This is a genomic window from Spirosoma terrae, assembly GCF_010435915.1.
GTDB lineage: Bacteria > Bacteroidota > Bacteroidia > Cytophagales > Spirosomataceae > Spirosoma > Spirosoma terrae.
In genome coordinates this window covers 60095-85507 of record NZ_JAAFZH010000006.1, presented here as the reverse complement: position 1 = coordinate 85507, position 25413 = coordinate 60095, and the positions used below count along the sequence as shown (strand labels likewise).

Below are 25413 nucleotides of genomic sequence, written 5' to 3'. Positions count from 1 at the left end.
AGATTTATTCAACAGGAACAAGAGAACCATGATCAATTTTGGGTTCGAGTTGAACAATGTGCTGTTGAACCGAGCTTAACAGATTGTCGCGTGTTGTTACGTCGGCAGGGGGCTGATAATGACTGGCCGCGTGTGCACTAGCAAACGGTGTTGCATAGGACGAGCCAATTATCGATGGCAAATTGCCGGTCGCCAGTGGTTCGTTAAATCCGTCATCCAACCCACTGCCAACTCCGGTGTTTACATAAGCAGAGGAAAAGTTTTCGACAACAGTATAGCCCGTGGATGCATGCCCGCGAACGGTTGTAACGGTCAGTACATTAAACAGGGTGCTACTGTAGCAGGCTGGATAGCGATTGTCACTGTTGAGATCAACGGGGGCATTACCGCTAAGGTCGCCCCGGTTACCGGCTGCATTGATCAGCCACATTCCTTTGTCGTTCAGTCGATTGACATAATCGGTCAAAAGCGAGTTCACTTCTGTACTGTAAAACCCCCAACTGGCATTAATAACACGTGGCTTTTCAGGTAGGCGATTGGATAAAAGATACTCAAAGCCACAAAAGATATCGAACAATGTACCGACTCCCTGGCTGTTAATCACCTTTAGGGGTAGAATACGAACTTTGTGATTCATTGTCTGACTGATAATCGCGGCAATACGGCTACCGTGCTTATTATGATTGTCGTCGTAGGGATTGTTCTGGTCATGAACAAAATCCCAACCGATATAGTCGGCTTCCACCGTATCACACATTGGGTGGCCGCCATTGTGTTGAATTGGTAAAGTAGCCGTGCCTGGATAGGCAAAGTCAATTCCTGTATCCATTACAGCCACGATCGGATAATCGCGCCAGCCTGCCGACCCGGCCAGAATTCGCCGGAGCTGTGCATCGAATGATGCTGGTACAATCGGAACGGTCGATCCTGTTCCACTCCCGGAACTACTGACAACTGTGGGTGGGGGCGTATCAGTACCAGGGCTGTAACCTATATCATTCGCACTGCTGCTAACAACCGTGGGTGGAGGAGTGTCTGTACCGGGGCTATAGGTTAGCTCGGCATCTGTCAATAGATGAATTTCATCGCCTTCAAGTAATACCAGGCGGGGATTGCAGTGCGAAACACGTCGAACGCTGACACGAACGTCTGATCTTTTTATCTTTCGCTTCGCGTATCGCACATCGATACCAGAAAGTAATAACTTGGAACCTCGTTGAAGTTTGGGTAATGTCTGATCAAGCTGAATAACAAGCTGATTTTTAGCGACTAGCCGTAATCGGTCGGTTGGATGCCGTTCCGGGGTCGGTATGCCACCATCTCGTTTAGCGAGTGCACGTACCAGCTGATGAAAACGAACGGACTTTTGCGGCTGTACTGGTTTGGTATTAGCGTCAGACATAATTACGGAGTGGGTTTAAGGTATAGGAGTCAATAGTTACAGAAGCAAAATGAGCTTTTCAGCGTCGGCTTTGCCTTCCAAGTTCTTGTTAATCACGTCCTCAAGCAATTTTTTTGCTCTGCTTTTATCTATCGGTCGTCCGCGTTTGAGCAGGGCCAGACTTTCATAAAAGGCGCCAGGATTGGCGATTAAATCAGTACGTTGGCTCAAAGCCTGAAACTGTTTGATGGCTTTGTCGTAATTACCTTGCCGCAGGGAAGCAATGCCGCCGTATTTTAACGCGCTGTCTGTGTCTGGTTTGCGGGCCAGTACGTCCTGAAACACGACGGTAGCCTGGTCAAGCTTTCCTTTGTTGAACAAATCGATCCCTAGTTTCAGGCTATCTGTTTCGGAGCCCATAGTGGTTGGCAGCTCCATAAAATGAGCCGTTACGTAGTCGTCTACCAACTGGTTGGTAGCCAGGGACGGTTCGGTTGTGGGGCGGAAGAAGTACCAGCCAAGACCCAAAAGAAGAATCAGGCTGGCAGCGGCAACGTAAACCGTCCAGCCTATAGAGCGTTGGCCAATACGTGGATTTTGCTGGCGTAGAGCGTTCAATTCGGCCATACGCTGTTCGCGTGCCTGTTGATGAGCTACTTGCTTCGACAGTACGTAAAAGGCGAGTTCGTTCGCAACCACCGGGTCGGTACGTAGACGCTCATCGAATTGCGTTCGTTCCTGTTCCGAAAGCTGACCATTTACGTAATTTTCAATGGTTTCCAGATTGATGTTCATAAAATGTCGCGAAAACGATCGCGCAGTTTTTCCAGGCAACGCAGGCGACTGGTTTTAGCCACAGCCGCTGAGTTGTAGCCTAATGTTTGTGCTATTTCTTCGTCAGAGTACCCTTCTCCCCACGATAATATCATGCTTCTGCATTTCTCGCCCAGTTCGCGCAGGTGACGGTGGAGCTGGTCAATATCGCTTTGCATAACCAGTTGCTGAATTACCGGGCGTGTGCCATCGGGTAGTTGCAGCAAGGAGTCGTCGAGAGAGAAGGTATCATGAACGCTACTTCGATTAGTCGTCTTTTTTCGAATAGCGTCAACACATTTGTTCGTAAATATTTGATATAGATACGTTTTTAATTCGGAACGGCCCTCAAAACGGTCTGTGAGTATATGTTCGATAACCGTAAGGACGGCGTCGGAGTAGGCACTGGCGCACTCATCCTCACTGAGTCGGTGTTTGCGGGAGCCAACGTCAATCAAATACGCGTATTTCTCATACAATTTGTTTTCGTAGAGTCGTCGCTGGGTTCCGCCCGCACGAATACCGGCCATCAAATCAGCATCAGAGGGTTGTCGGGAAAAAAGAGACATAGAGTGAGGAATCGAACCTGCCGGTAAGGTAATAAAAATTGAGAATAAGTTATGGTCTGCTCATGCAATCGGGTTAGTATAAATACTCTAGGTACCAAGTACTTCTGGAAAGAAGGCAATAGAAGCACTCAACACAACGACTGCCTGCATGGTATAGGGCGTGTTACGTATGAGTCGTTATGTTGACTGTAATTTGGCAAGGAGGGGGAGGTGCGTAGTCAAACTACCGGCGAAGCTTGTTTCTGATGCCAGTTATCGCGTTACGTTCAATGGTAAGAACAATACCCCTTCAGGGCTATACCAGATAAGCTCTGAAGGGGTATTACGTTGTCGACCAAAACGGCTGAGTGCAGGACCCGAAGAGCCAGTAGCGGTTGGCATTGAGCAATGAACTCAGTGACGCCCACGTTTGCTCTTCGGATACCCAGGGTTTACGGTTCGAAGAAATCAAGTTCGGCAATGGCCAGTGTTTTACTATTGGCTTCCAGGCTGGTCGCCACAATACGTACGTAGCGGGCTTTGACCGGCGATTTAAACGAATGGCTTCGGGGGGTGGGGTCGTTCACAAGATTGCCAAAGGTAAACGAGTCGACATCCTGCCAGTTTTTACCGTCCTGGCTACTCTGAATTTTTCCTTTCGCCATCATACCTTCCGGCTTTTGTTTTTGGGGAGTGTACGTAAACGCTTTCAACGTGTGTTCCTGCCCCAGATCGATGGCAATGAAGTGTTCTGCCTGTGTTTCGGTCGATTGCCAGTAGGTTCGAGTGTTGCTGTCAAAAGCGAGTGTTCCCTGGTGTTTATTGGCTTCGCCATCAACATTGAGCAGTTTCCAGTTCTTCTTCACAATACCGAACGTAGCACTGGCTACGGGCCCTTTTTCCTGGTTAAGTAGCGCCATTGCCTTTACTTCGCCTTTCCCCATATCGAACGGTCCGGTATAGGCGGGCGATGAGGCCGTGGGGGTGCTGCCATCCGTTGTATAGACGATAGCGATGCCCTGATTGAGGTTCTTCGACGCATTTTCGCCATTCGGGTTCCAGCCGAAATCGGTTTGTAGCGGCTCAATGCTCACTCGGCCCGCCACATCGCGCACCAGCTGAAGTTGTGGTGGTCGGGTGCGGTAGTAATGGGCTTTGATGGTGGCAATGGCCGGACTAAGTCGGCTGGCCAGGATACGAACCCTGAATTTCGACGCCGTTACGTCGGGGAATCGCAGAATCCGTTTGTAGCCGATGTTGGTAGCAGCGGCTATTTCTTTCCAGTTGTTATCGATCCAGGCATCAACGGCATGTTTCTCTACGCGCTCGCTGTGGGTAGCAATGGCTTCCTGCAACAGAAAACGATTGATGGTAACGGGGGTAGGAGTGGATAGGATGATTTCGCCTTGGGTCGGATTCAGTAGCCGATAAGTCGCGTTATTGCCATCTAATACTTCTTTGGGACCGGTGGCTTTGTCGAACAGATTTTTACCATAGGTTTCGGTAATCCGTTTTCCGGCTTCGGTCAGAACACCCACGTCTTCGGGCGAAAATTTACCGTCGCGGTTAGGGGGGATGTTGAGTAAAAAGGTAGAGTTGCCGCCTACGGAGCGCTCGTAAATGTCGAATACATCATCGACACTACGTACTTTCTGATGCGTATCGTCGCGATAAAACCAGCCTTCCCGGATCGACGTATTCGTTTCTGCCTCCTGATAGTGCAGGAATTTTCCTTTGTACAGATCGTCACGACTACCCAGCGATTTAGCGGTTAAGTCGTCGAAGCTATTCATCTGGTTCGGATTCTCTTTATACGGGATAATATTCCATTCCGTGTCGCGCGTACCACCGGCTTCGTTACCGCACCAGCGAACATCCTCTTTGCCAAAAACAACGGCCTGGGGGGCCAGCGTATGGATAAGTTTTTTCCAGGCCAGGTAATTGTATTGCTGATTGCCTTTGCGCTTGGGGTGTGCTCCATCAAACCAGACTTCATGAATAGGGCCATATTCGGTCAGGAGTTCGAATAACTGGTTCAGAAAATATTCGTTGTAATCGTCGACCTCAAACTCGAATTTGGTTTTGTTCTGAAATGGTCGGCCGGGAACGTCGCGGGGGATGCTTCGCTTGGTGGTTTTACTCAGGTTGCCATACAGGCCCGTTGGGCTTTCAATCTGAAACAGGTCGGCCGGTGAGAGGTACACTCCTAACTTTAAACCATATTTTTTGCAGGAAGCCGACAGGTTTTTCAGAATGTCGCCTTTGCCTTGCAGGAAGCCAGAAGACATAATGCCGTGGCTGGTGTAGCGGCTTTGCCAGAGTACAAAGCCATCGTGGTGTTTGGCCGTAATGATAACCATTTTCATGCCAGCAGCCTTCATGGCTTCGCACCATTGGTCGGTGTGTAACTCGTTCAGATCGAAGACTTTCGGGTCTTCCATGCCATTGCCCCACTCCATACGGGTAAATGTGTTCGGGCCGAAGTGGATGAAAGCAATAAACTCGTTTTTCAGGGCTGCCAGCTGGTTCGGTGTTGGCACCACATGGGCAGCTTTTTCAATGATCAATTCCTTACTGTCGCCTTCATTAATGGCAATAGTACTGGCGGGTTTTATGGCTTTGGTTTGCGCCTGAGTCTGTATGCTGAAACCCAGGCATACAACGGCAATGAGTATGGGCTTTATCATGAAGCTTGAGTAGAAAACAAGCTACAATGCTAACAAAATGGTGGCATTTGGGCAAGCAGGTTCAATTAACTTCAGTAGTATCAGTAAGCCGGTACGTTACTCGTCGACAACCAGACACCGAATTAGCCGGTATTCCTATTCACGATCGGTCATATGGGAAAACTAGTCAAATCCGCTATTTTGCGAGGCAAATCTCGTTGCTTATCGCATGACAACCCCCGACACTACGCCGTCAGAATCGACCACTCCTTCCGAACCTGAATTTCTGGAAAAACTTCGTGAGTTAACTGCTCAAAGCTGGAATCTGGAATTGATTATTTCTGGTGCAGCCCTGTTTGCTACGCTCAGCCTGCCCGATCTAATGGATAATCTATTTACGTATTATCGGTATAATTTAATGACTGATAATGACTATATCCATGAAGCGTTACCCGCACAATCACTGGGTCTTATCAAAGGCGTCTGTTATATATTGTTTGGGGCTTTTCTGGCCAATTTTGTGATGCGCGCTTTCTGGATTGGGCTGGTCGGTTTATTGGCTGCCTATCCGAAGGGTATTCAGTACGATCAGATTTATAGGCTAAGCAAGTATTCCCAGAAACGATTGTCCACAGAAATGGGATCGTTGCCTGATTATATTATTCTTCTGGATCGGCGGTGTAATGTCGTTTTCGCGTTGGCGTTCAGTTTAGTATTGTTATTTCTTAGCGTTGCTGCGGCTTATATCTTATTCATATTGATCGAAACGGGGTTGCAGCTTTTGGTGCCCGACTCGCTCTACGAAACTGTTCGTACGGTTGTTGGATGGATATTAGGCCTGATTGTCATTGGATTCGCTGTTGTCGTTACTATTCTGAATACGGGCCGATTCCGCGATAACGAACGGTATGCGCCATTGGTCTTTCGACTCACCGAGGGCTTCTCCATTTTGTTTTTGGGGATGTATCGACCGTTGCTGTATATCGTTTATACATTTTATAGTCAGATTCCTGAACAAACGCTCAAAAAAAGGCTGGTCTCCATACTGGGCGTTTTATTCGCAGCCGAAATGGTGTTTATGATTTATCAGGTGTTGTATACGCAGAATACTACCGATTTGCTCGACGCCCGCTCGTATATGACCATGCGTGATCCTACCCGAACGACAAATGCAAATTCATTTGATAATCTGCGCGCACCCGATCAGTTTATTGACAAAGCCAGCATTCAGTCAGATGTGATTCGGGAACCATATGTGCGCTTGTTTATCAGCTACCCAAAATCATTGGACAAAGAGCTGGCTAAACGATTTAAAGAACCAGGCTGGCCCGATAATCTTCCCCGCAAAGTACGTCGCGAAAAAAAAGCCGCCTGGTATTTAAAGTCGATGGAATCGTATTTTAGTGTTTATCTGAATGATTCACTCTATAACTCGCCGGGCCTTTTATTTACAAAACGGGCTGATAACGGCCAGCTTGGTCTTACGACGGTTTTACTAACAAAAAACCTAAAAGAAGGACGTAACATGCTGAACGTAATGGTTCCTGATTCAGTCAATAAACCCCAGACGTATTACCAGATTCCATTCTGGTATATTCCCGAAAACTGAGCCGGTCAACAAATAAGGTTAGGATTACAAATCGAAAAAGCCCTGAATCAAATCACTCTGATTCAGGGCTTTTTACTACGTATTGTCTTGCCGGGTTAGCGCGTTCGTCTAATTACGATTGGCACACACTTGGCCGGTGGACAGCCTTCGCAGGAAACAGGCGCGGTGTAGGTAACCGTAGCCGTTTTACCAGCAAAATTGACCGTTACCGTATGCGACCCGGTTCCACTGGTGAATCCGGTCAGCGAATACGGTACTGACGTAGCACCGGCGCTTACCGCCACTGTCGTAGACGTAGTGCCATCGGTGATGGTAGCGGTTCCGGCTGGTGCATTGGTCAGACTCAACGTACCCGTGATGGTGTACTGATTGGTAGCACTCTGACAAACGCCCGGAGTTACTGAAATTGCTACATCGACGGTACAGGAAGCCGGAGCCGTGTAGGTCATCGAGCCAACGCCACAGCTAGCGGCTGAAACCGATACCGTATGCAAGGCTCCATCGCTGGCTAATCCGGTCAGGGTGAAGCTGGCAGGGCCATTGCCTGTCAGGGTTACCGTCGTACTGGCCACACCATCGGTAATGGTGACCTGCTGACTACCCGACGCATTGGTTGCCGACACCGAACCGGTAATGGAGTACTGGTTGGTAGCCGACTGGCAAAGGCCCGGCGTAACCACAACTTGCAGCAAGCAAGGTGGGGCTACCGTACAGGAGGCTGGCGCGGTGTAGGTAGCGCTAGCGGTTTGACTCGCATAACTTACCGTAACAGTATGTGAACCGGTACCCGAGTTGAGTCCTGCCAGAGAGTAGGCCACCGAGGTTTGCCCCGCACTCACTGATACGGTAGTGGTCGAGCTACCATCGGTGATGGTAGCCGTACCGGCAATGGCATTGGTCAGCGAGAGTGTTCCGCTTACAGAGTATTGATTCGTCGCTGGTACACAGGCACCCGGTGTGACCGAGATCGCCACATTGACCGAGCAGGACACCGGGGCAGCATAGGTAACACTGGCTCTTTGCGATGCGTAGCTGACGGTTACCGTGTGTGAACCCGTACCACTGGTGAATCCGGTCAGCGAATACGGTACTGACGTAGCACCATCACTCACCGCCACCGTAGTCGACGTAGCCCCATCGGTGATGGTAGCGGTTCCGGCCACGGCATTGGTTAACGACAAGGTACCACTAACGGAGTATTGGTTGGTCAACGGATCACAGACGCTCGGCGTAGCAGTGATCGCCACACCCACGGTACAGGATGCTGGCGCGGTGTAAGTCTGACTCTGGGTGTTACCGTTGAAGCTGGCCACCAGCGTGTGGGAGCCGGTTCCCGAGCTGAGTCCAGTGAGCGAGAAGCTAACCGATGTTTGTCCAGCGGTAACGGCGACCGTTTGGGTGGTGGTGCCATCAGTGAAGGTGGCATTACCCGCCTGCGCATTGGTGAGTGAAAGCGTACCCGTCAGTGTATAGCTATTGGTGGCTGACTGGCAAACTCCTGGTGTGATGACCAGGGCCACGCCCAGCGTACAGGATACCGGTGCGGTGTAGGTAGTGCTAGCGGTTTGACTCGCATAACTTACCGTAACAGTATGTGAACCGGTGCCTGAGTTGAGCCCCGCCAGGGAGTAGGCCACCGAGGTTTGCCCCGCACTCACCGAAACCGTGGTGGTCGAGGTACCATCGGTGATGGTAGCGGTTCCGGCAATGGCGTTGGTCAGCGAGAGTGTGCCACTGATGCTGTACTGGTTGGTGGCCGGTACACAGGCACCGGGCGTGACTGATATAGCAACATTGACCGAGCACGATACCGGGGCAGCGTATGTAGCACTAGCGGTTTTCGATGCGTAGCTGACGGTTACCGTGTGTGAACCCGTACCACTGGTGAATCCCGTCAGCGAATACGGTACTGACGTAGCGCCGGCGCTGACGGCCACCGTAGTCGACGTAGCGCCATCGGTGATGGTAGCGGTTCCAGCCACGGCATTGGTCAGGCTCAACGTACCGCTCACACTATACTGGTTGGTCAGCGGATCACAGACGCTCGGCGTAGCGGTGATCGCCACACCGATGGTACAGGAAGCTGGCGCGGTGTAAGTCTGACTCTGGGTGTTGCCGTTGAAGCTGGCCACCAGCGTGTGGGAGCCGGTTCCCGAGCTGAGTCCAGTGAGCGAGAAGCTTACCGATGTTTGTCCAGCGGTAACGGCGACCGTTTGGGTGGTGGTGCCATCAGTGAAGGTGGCATTACCCGCCTGCGCATTGGTGAGCGAAAGCGTGCCGGTTAGTGTATAGCTGTTAGTAGCTGATTGACACACTCCCGGCGTGATGACCAGGGCCACCCCCAGCGTACAGGAGGTTGGCGCGGTGTAGGTAATGCTAGCGGTTTGACTCGCATAACTTACCGTAACAGTATGTGAACCGGTACCTGAGTTGAGTCCCGCCAGGGAGTAGGCCACCGAGGTTTGCCCCGCACTCACCGAAACCGTGGTGGTCGAGGTACCATCGGTGATGGTAGCGGTTCCGGCAATGGCGTTGGTCAGCGAGAGTGTGCCACTGATGCTGTACTGGTTGGTGGCCGGTACACAGGCACCGGGCGTGACTGATATAGCAACATTGACCGAGCACGATACCGGGGCAGCGTACGTAGCACTAGCGGTTTTCGATGCGTAGCTGACGGTTACCGTGTGTGAACCCGTACCACTGGTGAATCCCGTCAGCGAATACGGTACTGAGGTAGCGCCGGCACTCACCGCCACCGTAGTGGAGGTCGCTCCATCGGTGATGGTAGCGGTTCCGGCCACGGCATTGGTTAACGACAGCGTACCGCTCACACTATACTGGTTGGTGAGCGGATCACAGACGCTCGGCGTAGCGGTGATCGCCACACCGATGGTACAGGAAGCTGGCGCGGTGTAAGTCTGACTCTGGGTGTTGCCGTTGAAGCTGGCCACCAGCGTGTGGGAGCCGGTTCCCGAGCTGAGTCCAGTGAGCGAGAAGCTTACCGATGTTTGTCCAGCGGTAACGGCGACCGTTTGGGTGGTGGTGCCATCAGTGAAGGTGGCATTACCCGCCTGCGCATTGGTGAGCGAAAGCGTGCCGGTGAGGGTATAGCTGTTGGTGGCTGACTGGCAAACACCTGGTGTGATAACCAGGGCCACCCCCAGCGTACAGGATGCCGGTGCGGTGTAGGTAATGCTAGCGGTTTGACTCGCATAACTTACCGTAACAGTATGTGAACCGGTACCCGAGTTGAGTCCCGCCAGGGAGTAGGCCACCGAGGTTTGCCCCGCACTCACCGAAACCGTGGTGGTCGAGGTACCATCGGTGATGGTAGCCGTACCGGCAATGGCGTTGGTCAGCGAGAGTGTACCACTGATGCTGTACTGGTTGGTGGCCGGTACACAGGCACCGGGCGTGACTGATATAGCAACATTGACCGAGCAGGACACCGGCGCAGCGTACGTAGCACTAGCGGTTTGCGCTGCGTAGCTAACCGTTACCGTGTGTGAACCCGTACCACTGGTGAATCCCGTCAGCGAATACGGTACTGACGTAGCGCCGGCGCTGACGGCCACCGTAGTCGACGTAGCCCCATCGGTGATGGTAGCGGTTCCGGCCACGGCATTGGTTAACGACAGCGTACCGCTCACACTATACTGGTTGGTGAGCGGATCACAGACGCTCGGCGTAGCGGTGATCGCCACACCCACGGTACAGGAAGCTGGAGCGGTATACGTAGCACTAGCCGTTTTACTGGCATAGCTGACCGTTACCGTATGCGATCCGGTTCCACTGGTCAATCCGGTCAACGAATACGGTACTGAGGTAGTACCCGCACTGACGGCTACTGTGGTGGAATTGATTCCATCTGTAATGGTGGCCGTTCCAGCCACAGCGTTGGTCAGCGAGAGTGTTCCGCTTACGGAGTATTGATTCGTCGCTGGCACACAAACACCGGGCGTGACTGATATAGCAACATTGACCGAGCAGGACACCGGCGCAGCGTACGTAGCACTGGCGGTTTGCGCTGCGTAGCTAACCGTTACCGTGTGGGAACCCGTACCACTGGTGAATCCGGTCAACGAATACGGTACCGAGGTAGCGCCGGCACTGACGGCGACGGTAGTTGACGTAGCGCCATCGGTGATGGTAGCGGTTCCGGCCACGGCATTGGTTAACGACAAGGTACCGCTGACGCTGTACTGGTTGGTAGCCGGTACACAGGCACCTGGCGTGGCAGAGATGGCTACTCCTACTAAACAGGAGACTGGGGCCGTATAGGTCGCACTAGCTGTATTACCTGCATAACTAACAGTTACGGTGTGTGAACCCGTACCTGAAGACAAGCCAGCCAATGAGTACGGTACGGACGTAGCGCCTGCGCTAATGGTGACCGTCGTAGAGTTGATGCCATCAGTGATGATTGCCGTGCCGGCTACGGCATTGGTCAGCGAGAGTATGCCACTGATGCTGTACTGGTTAGTGGCCGGTACGCAGGCACCGGGGGTAACCGAGATGGCCACGCCTACCAAACAGGAAGCTGGAGCGGTGTAGGTGGTACTGGCCGTTTTCCCCGCATAAGTGACGGTGACGGTGTGGGAGCCGGTTCCACTGGTGAGGCCCGTCAGTGAGTAGGGGACTGATGTTGCTCCGGCACTGACTGCTACGGTGGTAGAATTGATACCATCGGTGATGGTGGCCGTACCGGCGGTGGCGTTGGTAAATGACAACGTACCACTGATGCTGTACTGGTTGGTGGCCGGTACGCAGGTTCCGGGCGTAACCGAGATGGCGACGTTGCCCGTGCAGGACGCGGGAGCTGTATACGTAGCGGAAGTGCTACCACAACTGCTTAAGCTTGCTGTGACCGTATGCGAACCGCTGCCACTGGTCAGTCCCGTGAATGAGAAAGGTACACTACTGCTACCGCTACTCACTGCCACCGTAGTACTTTGGGTACCGTCAGTGATCGTTAAGGTTCCAGCTATTGCATTGGTTAGGCTCACCGTGCCGCTAATGGTGTATTGATTGGTGGCACTCTGACACACCCCCGGCGTAACAACCATACTCAGCGGCTGCAGTCTGCTTACCGCTACGGTATCCGTACAGGTGGTGCCGTTGGTCGACACCGAATAGATGAATCGGTAAATACCATTGGCTGTCATGCCGCTCACTGCACCTGATGCACTCACGGTGGCTGCCGCTGGATTGCCCGCTTGTGCCGTCCAGGTGCCACCCGAGGTGCCTGGGTTTAACTGGGCCGTGGTAGCGGGTGGGCAGATGCTGATGTCCTGACCCGCATCGGGTTTAACACAACAGATCTCCACGTCGAGTTGGGCGAGTTGGCTTGAAGAACAACCCGTAGCGGTATTGGTGACCGTGAGGCTATAGGTTTTGGTGCCGACATTCGTCACATTTACCGTGGGGTTCGACGCGTAGATATTGTTGAGCGTACCATCGTTTGGACTCCATACATAATTGTAGCTGCCCGATGGACTCACCACGGGATTGAACGTAGTGCTTGGACTACCCAAACACGCTGTAACCGAAGGGATGTTGATGCTGGGGGCCGGGCTATTGTTCACCCCAACCAGCACCTGACGAGTGGCTACGCATCCGCTCAGATTGATGGCCGTTAAAGTGTAAGTTGTGCTGGAATTAACGCAGGCAATGGTGGTGGCGCTGTTGGGGTCCGATAGACCTGTTGTTGGACTCCAGCTATATTGCACATTCGCTATTGGCGTGGTGCCGATGGTGGTGCAGGCTCCCTGACAAACGGCGACCGATGGAATAGCGGCCAGCGTAAAACTGTTGACGGTTACCGTTACGGTTGCCGGGCTGCTACAGGCGCCTTCCGTTTTGGTCAACGTGAAACTAAACACGCCCGCTGCAGTGGGGGTAAAGGTTGGGTTGGGTGAGCTGGCACTGCTGAGTCCGGTAGCGGGTGTCCAGTTATACGTAATGCCTCCCCCGGTTGGGTTGCTGGCGCTACCCAGACTGACAGAGTTTCCCAGACACATGACCTGGTTACTGCCAGGATTAGGTGCAGTATTCGTGGGCGTGATGGTCTGGGTGGCAACCTGTTCACAGCCTGCTGCATTACGAACCGTTAGCGTAAAGGTTGTTGGCGTACTCGGTGGGGGCGTACGTGTTGTTGTTGCATTGGTTGTTGCGATGGTAACCAGTCCAGCCGGGGCCCAGCTATAGGTATAACCCGTACCGGTCGGGGCAGTACCACCTAAGCTAACCGGGCCATTGCCGGGACAGTACGTTATGTTTGGCAGGGTGAAAGAGGGAATAGCCGAGCCTGCCGTTACCGTGACCTGATCCACCGATGTACAGTTACTCTGAGTATTGGTAGCGGTTACCGAAAAGACGGTTGTGACAGCCACCAGCACCTGTGGTTGGGCAGAGTTCTGGTTCGTGCCGTTCTGCCAGTTAGCGCCCGCCGGTGACCAGGAATAGGTGGTGTTGGGCTGGGCTGGGGTGCCAATAGTCACAATGCCGCTCGGGCAAACCGATTTATTGGGGCCGGCGTCAGCCGCTGCAGCCGCCAATGACACCTGAACCGTATCGCGGGTAATACAGCCCGAGCCAACATCGGTTACTCTTACCGCGAAAAGGGTTGTATTGGTAACCGTTGCGGTTGGGTTGGAAACGGCTGTTGATGATAAAACCGAGCCAGTCCATGCATAGGCGTAGCCTGCTACGGGTGGAGCCCCAATCTGAACCGGTACTGCTGGACAGGTTGATACGTCCTGTGCCGTGAAAACAGGTAGTGACCAGGCGGGATTGTTGACCGTAATGGTGCGCGTACAGGCAAACGAAGGATCAAATGGGCTGCTCATGGTTACCGTGTAGGTCCGCTGCACATTGTCGGTTAGCGTAACTTCCCGTCCTGTAGTGGATGATAAACCGGCGGCTGGGCTCCAGGTATAGGTAAATACGTTAGGATCGGTTGAATAAATATCAGCCGCTGTCGCGATGAGTTTTACGTTGCCACCATTAAGACCAAAGCTGGGGCAGGCAAACGGAGCATCCACTTTAATATCCACGACGCATCCGCAATCCGGTACCACCACATCATCAGTACAGGTCGTGCCATTATAGCTGACCGTAAGCCGATACGTTGTAGCGCCACCCACCGAAGCTGTTACCGGGACTTGGGGCAGGTTTGTTGGGCCCACAAAATTGCCGGGACCCGATAATTTTGTCCAAGTGTAGGTTTCGCCAATATTGGGCGTCCGGTCGGGTTCGCCCACGTTACGTGGTCCACAACCATCCACCCCGGCCCGGGCTTCGATGACGGATGCCTGCATCTGATCGACAAACGTACAGCCATTTTTGAGAGCCGTTACGTAGTAGGTGATGGGATTGGGCGTTGGCATGGCCAGGCTACCGGGCTGGAACGTTGTTCGGGCCGTATTGTTGGCCGTGAGGTAATTGCCCGGCGCCCAGGTATAGGTAAAGCCTGATTCGGCGGTTGTACCGATGGTGGCCGTGTTGCCAATACAGATCGTTACGTCGGGTCCGGCGAAATTGGGCGTTAGAGGAGCCGCTACGGGCGTTACCACGACTGCATCGGTGCTCTGGCAGGTACCCCCGCCCGTTATGGGTACGGTGAGCGTGAGGGTGTACGTGGTTGGCGTAGATGGGTTCGCAAAGGGTTGGGCACAGGTCGTACAACTTAAGCCCGTGGCCGGTGCCCAGCTATACGTAACGCCCGGTACGCCCGGTATGGGGGCACCGCCAATCTGGACGGGTGTACCGGCGCAGGAACCCACATCGGCACCAGCATAGGCGGCATAGACATTGACCAGCGTCTGGTCGATTTGCCGACAGCCGTTGGCATCGGTAACGGTGAGGGTGTAAATCGTGGTAATGGATGGGTTAACAGTAGGGTTGGCTACGGCTGCCGCTCCATTATCCCAGGCGTAGGTATAGGGCGTTGTTCCGCCTGATGCCGTGGGGCTTCCGCCAATGACCACGGGTGAACCGACGCATGTATTGAATACATCAGTAACCGCAAGCGTAGGTGCAGCACTGGCACTGATAATAATACTGGCTACTGCACTGGTGTTCACGACGGCATTCCCGCAGCAGGGCCCCGATGTACTGATTCGACGGAAATAGCGCGTTACTGGACTGGGGCCAGGGTTATAGTCTTTCTGAGTAGCTCCGGCAATATCGGTCCAGGGACCACCGGGCGATGTGGCTTGCTGCCACTGGTAGAATGCCTGGATCTGTGGTTGCTGTTCAGGGATTCCATTCCGGTACAGCGTGGGTACATCGCTGCTGGGGATGGCGACTGTAGTTCCGGTAAGAAGTTGTGTAAACCCGTTCTGACAAACGGTTTGGCTGGCGGGTGTTATCGTCGCCGGGGTGGATGGAAACGTACCACACAATTTGAAGGTAGCAAAGAAGATGTCAGTGGTGTTCTTAGCAATCGAGCCATCGGTGGTTGGGTAACCTGAACCTGCGCTTCCTGTAATATAGGCCACCCCATTCTCTACCTGAATGATTCGTGGAGTTGTAGCGTTTGTTCCGGCATAAATAGTTGAGTACAGAATCTGACCCGTCGATGCATCCAGTTTGGTGTAAACACCATTGTCAGTCAATGTCCGAGGTCTGGTTCCATTTGTCACAGGGTAATTAGAAACCGTCGATTCGGTTGTGCCCACTATATGTATTTCACCGTCTACAACGTCAAACCCGTAGGCTCTCTCCAGTCTGTTAGCCGCGATGTACGTAGAAACAGCTATGGTGCCATTCGCAGCAAATTTTGTGTAGACAATATCCGTTATTCCACCAAATACACTGCCATTCGTAACCGGATAGTCGGGCGAGTCGGTGTAGCCAACAAAATACCCTTCGCCATTGATAACTTTTAGATCGGTGGTGACCTCAACACCGCTCCCGCCTACGTAGGACGCAAAGGCCACAGCATCCGATGAATTTATTTTCATATAGACCATATCCAGCTCATTGTTGTTAATGCTGCTGCCGTTGGTGACCGGAAAATCGGAAGAGTAAGTTGTTACAATCAGATAGGCCTCACCATTCTCGAAATCAAAATTTATAGCTTCATCATAAGCTGTACCGCCATAGTAACTGGAAAACTCAATAGTGCCCGATGCGCTCAGTCTGGTGTAAAAGACATCAGTCCCTCCGTTGTAGGTGCTGCCGTTGGTAACAGGGAAATTGGGGGACTCCGTATAGCCCACAATGTAGACTTTTCCACCGGAGACCTTAATATTCGGCGAACTAGTATCATTTTCACTACCACCCAGATACGTCGAGAACAGAATGTTTCCCGAAGCAGAGAGCTTCATATAGGCTATATCTGAACCTCCCCCAAAGGTACTCCCGTTGGTGACGGGGAAGTTGGTAGATAGGGTATTGAAAAGGAGATGGATTTCACCATTGACGACCTCAATTCCACTTGGTGAGTCTTGGCCGTTTCCCCCGAGATAAGTTGAGAAAACGATATTCCCGGATGCGTTGAGTTTAGTCAGCTGAGCATCCGTCGTTCCGCCAAAAGTGCTCCCATTGGTAACGGGGAAATCGTTAGATCCAGTGTTGCCAAAAATATACACTTCACCGTTGACCACCTTGAAATAGCCGTCAGCTTCGAAAGAGCTTCCACCAAGGTAGGTCGAATAGACGATATTGCCTGCCGCATTGAGTTTGGTGATGACAAGGTCCTGACCTCCTCGGTAGGTACTGCCATTCGTAACCGGGTAGTTGGTCGAGTTGGCTACCCCAAGGATATAGGTTTCTCCATTGACAACCTGCATCCGGTTTGTATAATCATTGGCAGAAGTGCCTAAAAGGGTTGAGTTCTGGATGTACTGCGCCTGGCTCACTCTAGCTAACAAAGTCAGCAGTATAACCAGAGCCGGTAAGGATATCGGCCACCTGCTTTTCTGCGCCTGTATGGACCGGGTAACGAGAGATTGCCCGTCGTTCTCCAGTTGCTTTGGATCGGGAATTATAGAGTCCTTATTCGCTGAGATACGCAGCCATAGGCTACGTAGACACGTAATAGGAAAAGTGCAGGAAAAAAACGTAGAGATTCGCATAGGCGCCACTGATACAACTTTGGACGTCCAAATGGCAAACCCTATGCCAGCGGTAAATGTAGTGAACCTAGTTGGGATTTGTGTTTATAAATAGGTGTTTTTGCTATCTGTCTGTATTAAACTCATTATGATGGAGGTTGAGCGGTTAGTTTTTTTATTAATATTCTGATTATTAGATAGTTGATTTTTGTATCTGGATCTATCTAGCGTTGTATGGCTTAAAACTAATCGGTTGCTTAGTTGAGCATTTAGTTACAAAAGAAAATAGTTGTCAAAAGTTGTGCCAACGTTTAGGTTTGTACTTTTTAAAAAGTAAGAAATGCTTTTTTTAGGGCAATTCTGTGGCTTTTTATGATGAAAATATAACGGTAAGGTGCCACACTTGTTGGTCGTAGATAAACTCAATTAACGGCGAGTTTACCAAGTGGATTTGTCGAGTTAGATCCGCCAGATTTTAGTTCGTAATAGGATGATTTACACTCAATCGATCATCGACCTAATCACCGAAAAAGGAGCTACTTCAGCAAATTCACCACGTCTCCACGTCGGGATTCAGGCGTAACGATTAGCGATTCAAGTTTGCCATTTTTCAGGACGGCTTCAACCGTGGTGGTGTAAGGGGCGTGGAGTTTGACGTGAACATCCCAGGTTTTGGGCCAGGCCGGAAACAGATAGATTGTTTTACCATCGGCCTGCAACAGCATTTCCTGCAAGCCAATCATGCCCGAACCGCCCCAATTGTGGTCGGGTGTCCAGTCAAAACCCGGCCCCCAGAATGTCGGAAAACGGCGTGGCGCATTACCAAGTTTGAGAAGCGTAAGCCGGGCGGCTTCGTCGGTCAGGCCGAGCCGGGCCGCAAAAATGTTGTCCTGTTTCCAGCCCACATGGCTTCTGAATTTTAGTGCATCCGTGTCGTACCGATACGTATTGATCGCTGTATCCAGACCCGGTTTGCGGATGCCGTAAATGCCCCACGGAAAAACCGGATACAGCTGGGGCGACTCCACGTTGTTGATACGTTCCCAAAGTTTGGCGGGAGCAATGGTCGGGTGCCCATCGAACGACCGGAACGTAATGGCCGGAATCCGATCGAGCATCGCTTTCCAATTCGCTCTTTTTTCAGTAGTCAGATACGTATCGGGTAGTTCTAATAGTCGGGTCAGAACAGTACGTAGCGCCGAAATGGTTGAGGTCGAATTATAGGCCATCTTGTACGTTTCGGCCCCCGAACCGGGATACAGAATCAGCTTTTTATCGCCGTCCAATGCTTTACTGCCGCGTTTTTTCGCCAGATACTGATAATGCTCATCGAAGAACGTCAGGCAACTTTCTATGAACGGAACGTACTGTGATACGTCCTGGCCCGCGTAGCGTTCGGTGTCGAGCATCATCAGGCAAAATTCCAGTACGGTGTCCCATTCGTATTCGAGCCAGGGGTTGTATTCCATACCTTTGTCGTAACCGGCCGGGCGGTTTATGCCGTATTCGGCAAAGTTGGGAAGCCCGAAATTCTCGATCTGTTCGGTAAAGCTGGCTCCCTTGTGTTGCCAATAAAACTCAGTTCGCAACTCCGCGTTTTTGAGGCTGTTTTGATAAAAATCGAACTGCGGTTTCATCAGTTGCCAGTCGCCACTTTTCAGCATCGGCCAGTAAACAAGTCGCTGGTTCTGAGCGGTATGAATGCCACCACCCCAGTTTCGGAAATCGGGCGTAAAGCGCATCGTCGAATCAATTGTCGACGGATCATACGTAAACAGACCGCCGTTGAATTTGGTTGGGTATTGGCCAAACGCATTGCACCCGAGCATGTACCGAAACAACTGATAATTTCGGGCTACCTGCCATTCGGGTGAATTGGGCGGAGTATTGATGTAGATGAAACTGTTCGACCAGAAAGTCTGCCACCAGTTCTGCGTTTTGGCCTGTGCCGTTTTAGCCGACGTAACGGCGTCTTGCTGGCGTCTATCAAGCCCCTGCATCCAGTCGGTTACGTTGTCGGATTGGGCCGAATGCAACGTAACAGTTATTTCATGGGTTCGGGAGGCTGACGTACTGACGAGTTTCCAGCCCTGAAAATCGGTGTCCATATATCGGCCCCGATACGTGCCGGCAGGCTTCATGTTTTTGCCCAATAACCGACCGCCAAAAGTTAAGTTTTTGATGGGGTTAAAAAGCTGCTGTTTAATGCTGTCGAGACCCTGCTGCTGAACGGTGGCGTCGAAAGCTGACCATTCCACTCCGTTTCTGTGATGAAAAACAATGGAATTGTCGATAAATCGGATCGAATCTTTCAGCGTTGTAACCTCGCCGGGTGGGGCAAATTTGTAGGAGTTGGCGTTGTTTTCTTTGCCTTTGTTAACGTGATCGACGTAGCGCCAGCTTTCAAAAGCAGCTTCGGCTTTTATCGCTTTATTACTCGATACGTCGACGTGTACAACCGGCCGAAATACATCGACCCAAACCGTTACGTTGGCCGAAAGCCCCGACGTAGCACCACTGATTTCGATATGCCCTTTGTTCAGCACCAATTCCTGCCGGAACGTAGCGCCGTCAGCAAACGGGTTGGGCGAGAGTTTTAGCCGAACGCGCCCCAGTTTCAGCACTGTGTTGTTATGGTCGAACGTACCACTTTTTGCTACGTAGAATAGCAAATCACCGTTTTCAACCCAGACATTTAGGCCAATATCGCCACCGCCACAAGACATTGATTCGGACGAATTTTTGCTTTGGCTCGTCCATACTACATTGTGTTGATCAATCGGCGATTTTTGACCAAGACTAAGTGTTAATGTGTTTATAAGTAACGATATCGATAATAGGGCTGTCGCCATTTTTCGATACGTTGTGTAGAAGAAGCGAAGGCGTGTCAAGACGAATAGCGTATAATTAAAAGCAAATGTAGAAAGTAGCTTTGTGGAGCCAGATGGTATACGTATTTGATGATTTTTTTGTCATAAAAATAGAACGCAGATTTTTATGATTCATCTGATTCACACATATGCCAGAATATGATTCGTAGTGGAACCGGTTGATTGATTCAACGAACTGTATCACAGAAAACACTGACCATCCTGTACGGCAAAACCGGGGAACAGTACGGTAAGGGAAAAGGGTTGATAGTCTTTTCGAACGAAAAGTACGTATTTATAGGAAATACGTATTAGTACGTAACGAGTCGAACGCTGTAACCTTCCATGAAAAATCTCCCCTTATTCGACCTCGGTGTTATTGCTGCCTATCTGGTGGCCATGGTGCTGGTGGGCGTCTATTTCTCCCGGAAAAACAAAAATGCCGATCAGTTTACGACCGCTTCTGGTCTGATTCCGGGCTGGGCAACGGGCCTGTCGATTTACGCTACGTTCCTGAGTAGTAATACGTTTCTGGGCGTACCGGGTAAAGCATTTGGCGGAAACTGGAATTCGTTCGTGTTTAGTCTGTCGATGCCGATTGCGGCTTACGTAGCGTCGCGGTTTTTCATTCCGTTTTACCGGAAAACCGGCGAAGTGTCGGCCTACACGCACTTCGAACATCGGTTTGGGCCGTGGGCCAGAACCTACGCGGTGGTCTGTTTTCTGTTGACACAACTGGCGCGCATGGGATCGATTTTTCTGGGCATTGCCCTGAGCTTACAGGCGCTTACCGGCTATTCGATGCAGACGATTATGCTGGTGATGGGTGTCTGTATTATTATTTATACCGTCATGGGCGGCATCGAAGCCGTGATTTGGACGGAGGTAGTGCAGGGCGTTATCAAAACGTTCGGGGCGTTGCTGATTCTATATCTGATTGTGATGGCCATGCCCGGTGGCGTATCGACCATTGTCGATATTGGTAACGCGAACGATAAGTTTAGTCTGGGCAGTTTATCGCCCGATTTTACACAGTCGACATTCTGGGTGGTGCTGCTGTATGGTTTCTTTATCAACCTGAATAATTTCGGGATGGACCAGAATTACATTCAACGCTACCATACGACGTCTTCGGAAAAAGAAGCGCGGAGTTCGTTGTGGCTGTGCGTCTGGCTCTACGTACCCGCATCGCTGCTGTTTTTTGTCATTGGCTCCTGCCTGTTTGGCTATTACCAGCAACACCCCGAACTGCTTGAAACCATCCGGCGTAACGTAGCACTCGAACGACTGCCCGCTTCGGCATCGGCAGCCGAGGTGTCGCGCATGGCGGCTACGTTGCAACCGGCCGATTATGGCGACAAAGTAATGCCGAATTTCATGGTGACGAACGTACCGGCGGGATTGATGGGGTTGATTATTTCAGCGATTCTGTCGGCGGCCATGAGTACGATCAGTTCAGGTATGAACGCGTCGGCAACAGTGTTTACGGAAGATATTTACAAACGCTACATCAACCCCAATCCGTCGGCTAAGAAACAACTGCGTCTCCTGCACATTGCCACCATAATAGTTGGCTTGATGGGGCTGGGAGCGGGGCTCGCCATGATCGGGGTAAAAAGTATTCTGGATGCCTGGTGGACGCTGTCGGGTATATTTGCGGCTGGTATGCTCGGTCTGTTTTTACTCGGTCTCATCAGTCGGCAAACCAGAAACCGCGAAGCCATGCTGGCCACAATGATCGGAGTACTTGTCATTATCTGGATGACGTTCTCCAGCAAGTTGCCGGATGAGTACGCTTACCTGCGAAACCCACTACACAGCAATATGATTATCGTTATCGGTACGCTGACTATCTTTCTGGTTGGCGTATTGCTAACAAAGCTAAATGGTCATTCTTTAGAACAAACCAAGGAAGCTACACTACTTTCCAATGAATAATCAACCACCTGCCCCAAAAGGATTTATTCCTGTGATGCTTACGCCATTTACCGATACTGGCGCTATTGATTTCGATGCACTCACCCGACTCACCGAACTGTATTTGCAGGCCGGAGCCGCTGGTTTGTTTGCCAATTGTTTGTCGAGCGAAATGTTTGAATTAAGCGAATCCGAGCGAATTCAGATTATCGAGCATGTGATTAAGGTGACAAACGGAGCGGTGCCGGTAGTCGCTACCGGAACGTTCGGTGGCCCTATTGCAACGCAGGCTGATTTTGTGAAACGCGTACACGCAACGGGCACCGATGCGGTGATCCTGATTACGGGATTGCTGGCCGACGAAGCCGAAACGGATGCTGTGTTCAATGAGCGTGTATTTCAGTTGCTGGACCAGACAGAAAACGTTCCAGTTGGCTTTTACGAATGTCCGGTTCCCTATAAACGGCTGATTTCGCCGGAGCAGCTCCAACTTTTTGTCGATACCGGACGCGTGATTTATCACAAAGATACCAGCCTCGATATTGAGCAGATTAAAGAAAAGCTACGGCTCGCGAGTCGGCCCGGTTTTGGTCTGTATGATGCCTACATGGTGCATGCCGTTGAGTCGTTGAAAGCGGGTTCGGCGGGGCTTTCGTGTATTCAGGGCAATTTCTTTCCGGAACTGATTGTCTGGCTTTGTCAGCATTACAACGACGCCGATCTACAGGCCGACGTAGCAACCGTGCAGCAATTCCTGATCGACAGCATGGACGTCATGCACAACGTGTATCCGACCGTGTCGAAATATTTTCTGCAATTGCGCGGCTTCGAAATGTCGACATTTACCCGACGGGATGTTGGTACGTTTACGCCTGCCATTGCTAAACAGGTAGCGGAGTTGATTGCTACGTATAGCCGCTTGCAGGAAGAACTGGCGCTGGAAAAGGTGTAAAGCATTAGTTACGGTAAGTAGATTTTGAAAAGAGTAAACTGGGATTTCTGGATATTCCCCGTAATTTGGTCGCCAACTCTTTTTAAAAAGGCCTTTATATGAAATTTGAATCAATCTTCCATAGTAACGAAAACTGGATTAAAGAGCGACTGTCGCTTGATGCGGATTATTTCTCAAATCTTTCGAAAGGACAGAAGCCCGAAATTCTATACATCGGTTGTTCCGATAGCCGGGTTACGGCCGAAGAACTGATGGGTGCGCATCCGGGCGAAGTGTTCGTTCATAGAAATATAGCCAACATGGTAATTTCTATTGATTTGAGCGCGATGTCGGTCATCAACTATGCCGTTCGGCACCTGAAGGTAAACCACGTTGTTGTTTGCGGACACTATGAGTGCGGAGGGGTGAGAGCATCGCTGGAGTCGGCCGATTTGGGGATTCTGAACCCCTGGTTACGTAATATTCGGGATGTATACCGGATTCATATGGATGAGCTGGATGCTATCGAAGACACGCAAAAACGGTTCGACCGCCTGGTTGAGCTGAACGTACAGGAGCAGTGTATCAATGTCTTGAAAACCGCCGAAGTACAGGAGGCATTCAAAGAAAGAGGGCTAACCGTAAGCGGATGGGTGTTCGATATTCGCAGTGGTAAACTGGTCGATCTGAATATCGATTCGACCACGGTTATGAAAAATATTCAGAAAATATACGATCTGAAATAGGGAGTTTTTTCGGTAGGATTGACTGGATGGTTACCAAGTAGTTATAGCGTCCTGTCAATCCTGCCGAGAACGAAATAGGCTGCCATCGTGCGGCCTTTTTGTTTATAGACAGTACACTGGCATAGAACAGTTTATTCATTAAAATAGCCCGTTTGAGGTCACTGCCACGTATTGAAAGATAGGATCAGCGCGTGGTGAACAGATCGATTTGGGTGGACGACCTGGAAGCGATATAGGTCAGATTACCCATCAAACGTGTACATTTCGGGCAGTTTTTCGACTAGTTACGTTACATGAAAACATTAGTATGCACAACTCCTGGGCAGTTTGATTATCAGCCAGGGGAGAAGCCAGCTCCCGCTCCAGGCAGAGCCATTATTCAGATCCGACGGATTGGTATTTGCGGTACCGATCTGCATGCCTACGAAGGAACCCAGCCCTTTTTTGCGTACCCCCGAATTCTTGGTCACGAACTGGCGGGTGAATTGATTGAAGCCGATGGCGCTCCTGATTTCACGCCGGGCGAGCGCGTTACGTTTATCCCGTATTTCAATTGTGGTACGTGCATTGCCTGCCGATCAGGTAAGCCAAACTGTTGTCTGAATTTACAGGTAAGTGGTGTGCATATCGACGGCGGAATGGTCGAATATTTGTCAGTACCGTCCTATTCGCTGGTACATGGCGATGGACTTAGTTTCGATGAACTGGCGTTGGTAGAACCATTGGCTATTGGCGCGCACGGGGTTCGTCGGGCGGGTGTTGAACCCGGCGAGTTTGTCCTGGTTGTTGGTGCTGGCCCTATCGGTCTGGGCATTATGGAGTTTGCCCGCATTGCGGGTGGACGAGTTATTGCCTTGGATATCAACGAATCACGCCTTGCCTTCTGCCGGGAAAAGCTTACCGTTGCGCATACCGTGAATGCCCGGTCGGCTGATGTCGTTGACCAGCTACGTAGCATTACCAATGGCGATATGCCGACTGTGGTGATCGATGCAACGGGAAGCCAGAAGGCGATTAATGGTTCTTTTCAGTATATGGCACACGGTGCCCGCTACGTATTGGTGGGGTTGCAGAAAGGTGAAATCTGCGTGAGTCACCCCGAGTTTCATAAGCGAGAAGGAACGCTGATGAGTAGCCGAAACGCAACCCGGCAGGACTTCGAACACGTAATTGCCTGTATGAAACAAGGACTAGTGAAGCCAACAACCTATATTACGCACCGGGTTGGTTTCGACGAGGTTCGCGATACGTTTGAAAGCTGGCTTGACCCATCCAATGGCGTTATTAAAGCCATGGTCGAGCTAGTATAAACACTGGACTGATACGTAGTAAGACAAAGTTATTACCCACAGAGGCACAAAGATCACTGAGAACCCGCTTCTTTATAGAAGCGAAAAACGTAGGGATCTTTGTGCCTCTGTGGGTAATAACTTTGTTGATGTGTTCAATCGATTCAGACCGCCATGCCGAGGTTCTGCCCGGCTTCGGCTGTTGCAGTTAACCGTTTGTGATAGAAATAATACGATGCAAAACCCAACGCCACAAAGATAAAAATAGGCGCCCACTGGTCGATAGGTTTACCGCTGTTTGCGACGGAATACGTAGCACCCAGTAAATCAAATAGAAGCCCGGCATAGGCCCATTCTTTAAGGCGCGGAAAGCCCGGAACCAGAATGGTAATGCTGCCCAGCAACTTAGCCCACCCCAGAAACGGAATGATGTAGGTTGGGTAGCCCATCTCTTTAAAGCCCTGCACCGACATCGGATTGACCATGATGTTCGGAATGGCCGAGCCAATCATAACGAAAGCAAATAAACCGGTCAGAATCCAATACGTGATTGTTGTCTTTTTCATGGTTTTGGAAGTTGCG

At 51.1% G+C, this 25413-nt stretch carries 12 protein-coding genes; 5 read left to right on the top strand and 7 right to left on the bottom strand.

Annotated elements, in window-relative coordinates; all coding sequences use genetic code 11:
- Positions 1 to 4: 4 nt before the first annotated feature.
- The 4 genes from GK108_RS15200 to GK108_RS15185 all read right to left on the bottom strand — a co-directional run bounded on the left by GK108_RS15200 (position 5) and on the right by GK108_RS15185 (position 5429).
- The gene (locus GK108_RS15200; protein ID WP_163949889.1) at positions 5 to 1402 is read right to left on the bottom strand and encodes a S8 family serine peptidase; all 1398 of its coding nucleotides are present in this window, start codon (positions 1400 to 1402) and stop codon (positions 5 to 7) included.
- A gap of 36 nt (positions 1403 to 1438) precedes the next feature.
- Entirely contained in the window at positions 1439 to 2176 is a 738-nt protein-coding gene (locus tag GK108_RS15195) for a tetratricopeptide repeat protein (protein WP_163949885.1), read from the bottom strand.
- Positions 2173 to 2763 carry an RNA polymerase sigma factor gene (locus tag GK108_RS15190; RefSeq protein ID WP_163949882.1) on the bottom strand — a complete coding sequence of 197 codons (591 nt, stop codon included), beginning with the start codon at positions 2761 to 2763 and terminating at the stop codon, positions 2173 to 2175. Before GK108_RS15190 ends, GK108_RS15195 begins: the two co-directional genes overlap by 4 nt.
- 431 nt (positions 2764 to 3194) lie before the next feature.
- Positions 3195 to 5429 carry an alpha-L-fucosidase gene (locus GK108_RS15185; RefSeq protein WP_163949880.1) on the bottom strand — a complete coding sequence of 745 codons (2235 nt, stop codon included), beginning with the start codon at positions 5427 to 5429 and terminating at the stop codon, positions 3195 to 3197.
- A gap of 208 nt (positions 5430 to 5637) precedes the next feature.
- Here GK108_RS15185 and GK108_RS15180 point away from each other — a divergent pair, with 208 nt between their 5' ends.
- Positions 5638 to 7017 (top strand): hypothetical protein, encoded by a 1380-nt coding sequence (locus tag GK108_RS15180; RefSeq protein ID WP_163949879.1) that lies wholly within the window; start codon positions 5638 to 5640, stop codon positions 7015 to 7017.
- Positions 7018 to 7112: 95 nt separating this feature from the next.
- Here GK108_RS15180 and GK108_RS15175 read toward each other — a convergent pair whose 3' ends face one another.
- Together GK108_RS15175 and GK108_RS15170 are read right to left on the bottom strand one after the other, a co-directional pair.
- Positions 7113 to 17099, bottom strand: a complete 9987-nt coding sequence (locus tag GK108_RS15175; protein ID WP_163949878.1) for a beta strand repeat-containing protein — start codon at positions 17097 to 17099, stop codon at positions 7113 to 7115.
- A 515-nt stretch (positions 17100 to 17614) separates the two neighbouring features.
- Positions 17615 to 19969 (bottom strand): DUF5703 domain-containing protein, encoded by a 2355-nt coding sequence (locus GK108_RS15170; RefSeq protein ID WP_212592808.1) that lies wholly within the window; start codon positions 19967 to 19969, stop codon positions 17615 to 17617.
- Between the two features lie 324 nt (positions 19970 to 20293).
- On the opposite strand from GK108_RS15170, the gene GK108_RS15165 reads away from it, so the two are divergent.
- The 4 genes from GK108_RS15165 (at position 20294) to GK108_RS15150 (ending at position 24852) form a co-directional block, all read left to right on the top strand.
- Positions 20294 to 21886 (top strand): sodium:solute symporter, encoded by a 1593-nt coding sequence (locus GK108_RS15165; RefSeq protein WP_163949877.1) that lies wholly within the window; start codon positions 20294 to 20296, stop codon positions 21884 to 21886.
- Entirely contained in the window at positions 21879 to 22817 is a 939-nt protein-coding gene (locus GK108_RS15160) for a dihydrodipicolinate synthase family protein (protein ID WP_163949876.1), read from the top strand. Before GK108_RS15165 ends, GK108_RS15160 begins: the two co-directional genes overlap by 8 nt.
- Before the next feature lie 98 nt (positions 22818 to 22915).
- Positions 22916 to 23542: a carbonic anhydrase gene (locus tag GK108_RS15155; RefSeq protein ID WP_163949874.1), complete on the top strand. Its 627-nt coding sequence runs from the start codon at positions 22916 to 22918 to the stop codon at positions 23540 to 23542.
- Between the two features lie 293 nt (positions 23543 to 23835).
- Positions 23836 to 24852, top strand: a complete 1017-nt coding sequence (locus GK108_RS15150) for a zinc-binding alcohol dehydrogenase family protein (RefSeq protein ID WP_163949871.1) — start codon at positions 23836 to 23838, stop codon at positions 24850 to 24852.
- A gap of 143 nt (positions 24853 to 24995) precedes the next feature.
- Here GK108_RS15150 and GK108_RS15145 read toward each other — a convergent pair whose 3' ends face one another.
- On the bottom strand, positions 24996 to 25397 hold the full coding sequence (locus GK108_RS15145; RefSeq protein ID WP_163949866.1) for a DoxX family protein: 402 nt from the start codon (positions 25395 to 25397) through the stop codon (positions 24996 to 24998).
- Between the last annotated feature and the right edge of the window lie 16 nt (positions 25398 to 25413).

Excerpts from the sequence above, each read along its gene's own strand:
- GK108_RS15200 (WP_163949889.1), bottom strand. The coding sequence starts at position 1,402 with ATGTCTGACGCTAATACCAAACCAGTACAGCCGCAAAAGTCCGTTCGT.
- GK108_RS15195 (WP_163949885.1), bottom strand. The coding sequence starts at position 2,176 with ATGAACATCAATCTGGAAACCATTGAAAATTACGTAAATGGTCAGCTT.
- GK108_RS15190 (WP_163949882.1), bottom strand. The coding sequence starts at position 2,763 with ATGTCTCTTTTTTCCCGACAACCCTCTGATGCTGATTTGATGGCCGGT.
- GK108_RS15185 (WP_163949880.1), bottom strand. The coding sequence starts at position 5,429 with ATGATAAAGCCCATACTCATTGCCGTTGTATGCCTGGGTTTCAGCATA.
- GK108_RS15180 (WP_163949879.1), top strand. The coding sequence starts at position 5,638 with ATGACAACCCCCGACACTACGCCGTCAGAATCGACCACTCCTTCCGAA.
- GK108_RS15175 (WP_163949878.1), bottom strand. The coding sequence starts at position 17,099 with ATGCGAATCTCTACGTTTTTTTCCTGCACTTTTCCTATTACGTGTCTA.
- GK108_RS15165 (WP_163949877.1), top strand. The coding sequence starts at position 20,294 with ATGAAAAATCTCCCCTTATTCGACCTCGGTGTTATTGCTGCCTATCTG.
- GK108_RS15160 (WP_163949876.1), top strand. The coding sequence starts at position 21,879 with ATGAATAATCAACCACCTGCCCCAAAAGGATTTATTCCTGTGATGCTT.
- GK108_RS15155 (WP_163949874.1), top strand. The coding sequence starts at position 22,916 with ATGAAATTTGAATCAATCTTCCATAGTAACGAAAACTGGATTAAAGAG.
- GK108_RS15150 (WP_163949871.1), top strand. The coding sequence starts at position 23,836 with ATGAAAACATTAGTATGCACAACTCCTGGGCAGTTTGATTATCAGCCA.
- GK108_RS15145 (WP_163949866.1), bottom strand. The coding sequence starts at position 25,397 with ATGAAAAAGACAACAATCACGTATTGGATTCTGACCGGTTTATTTGCT.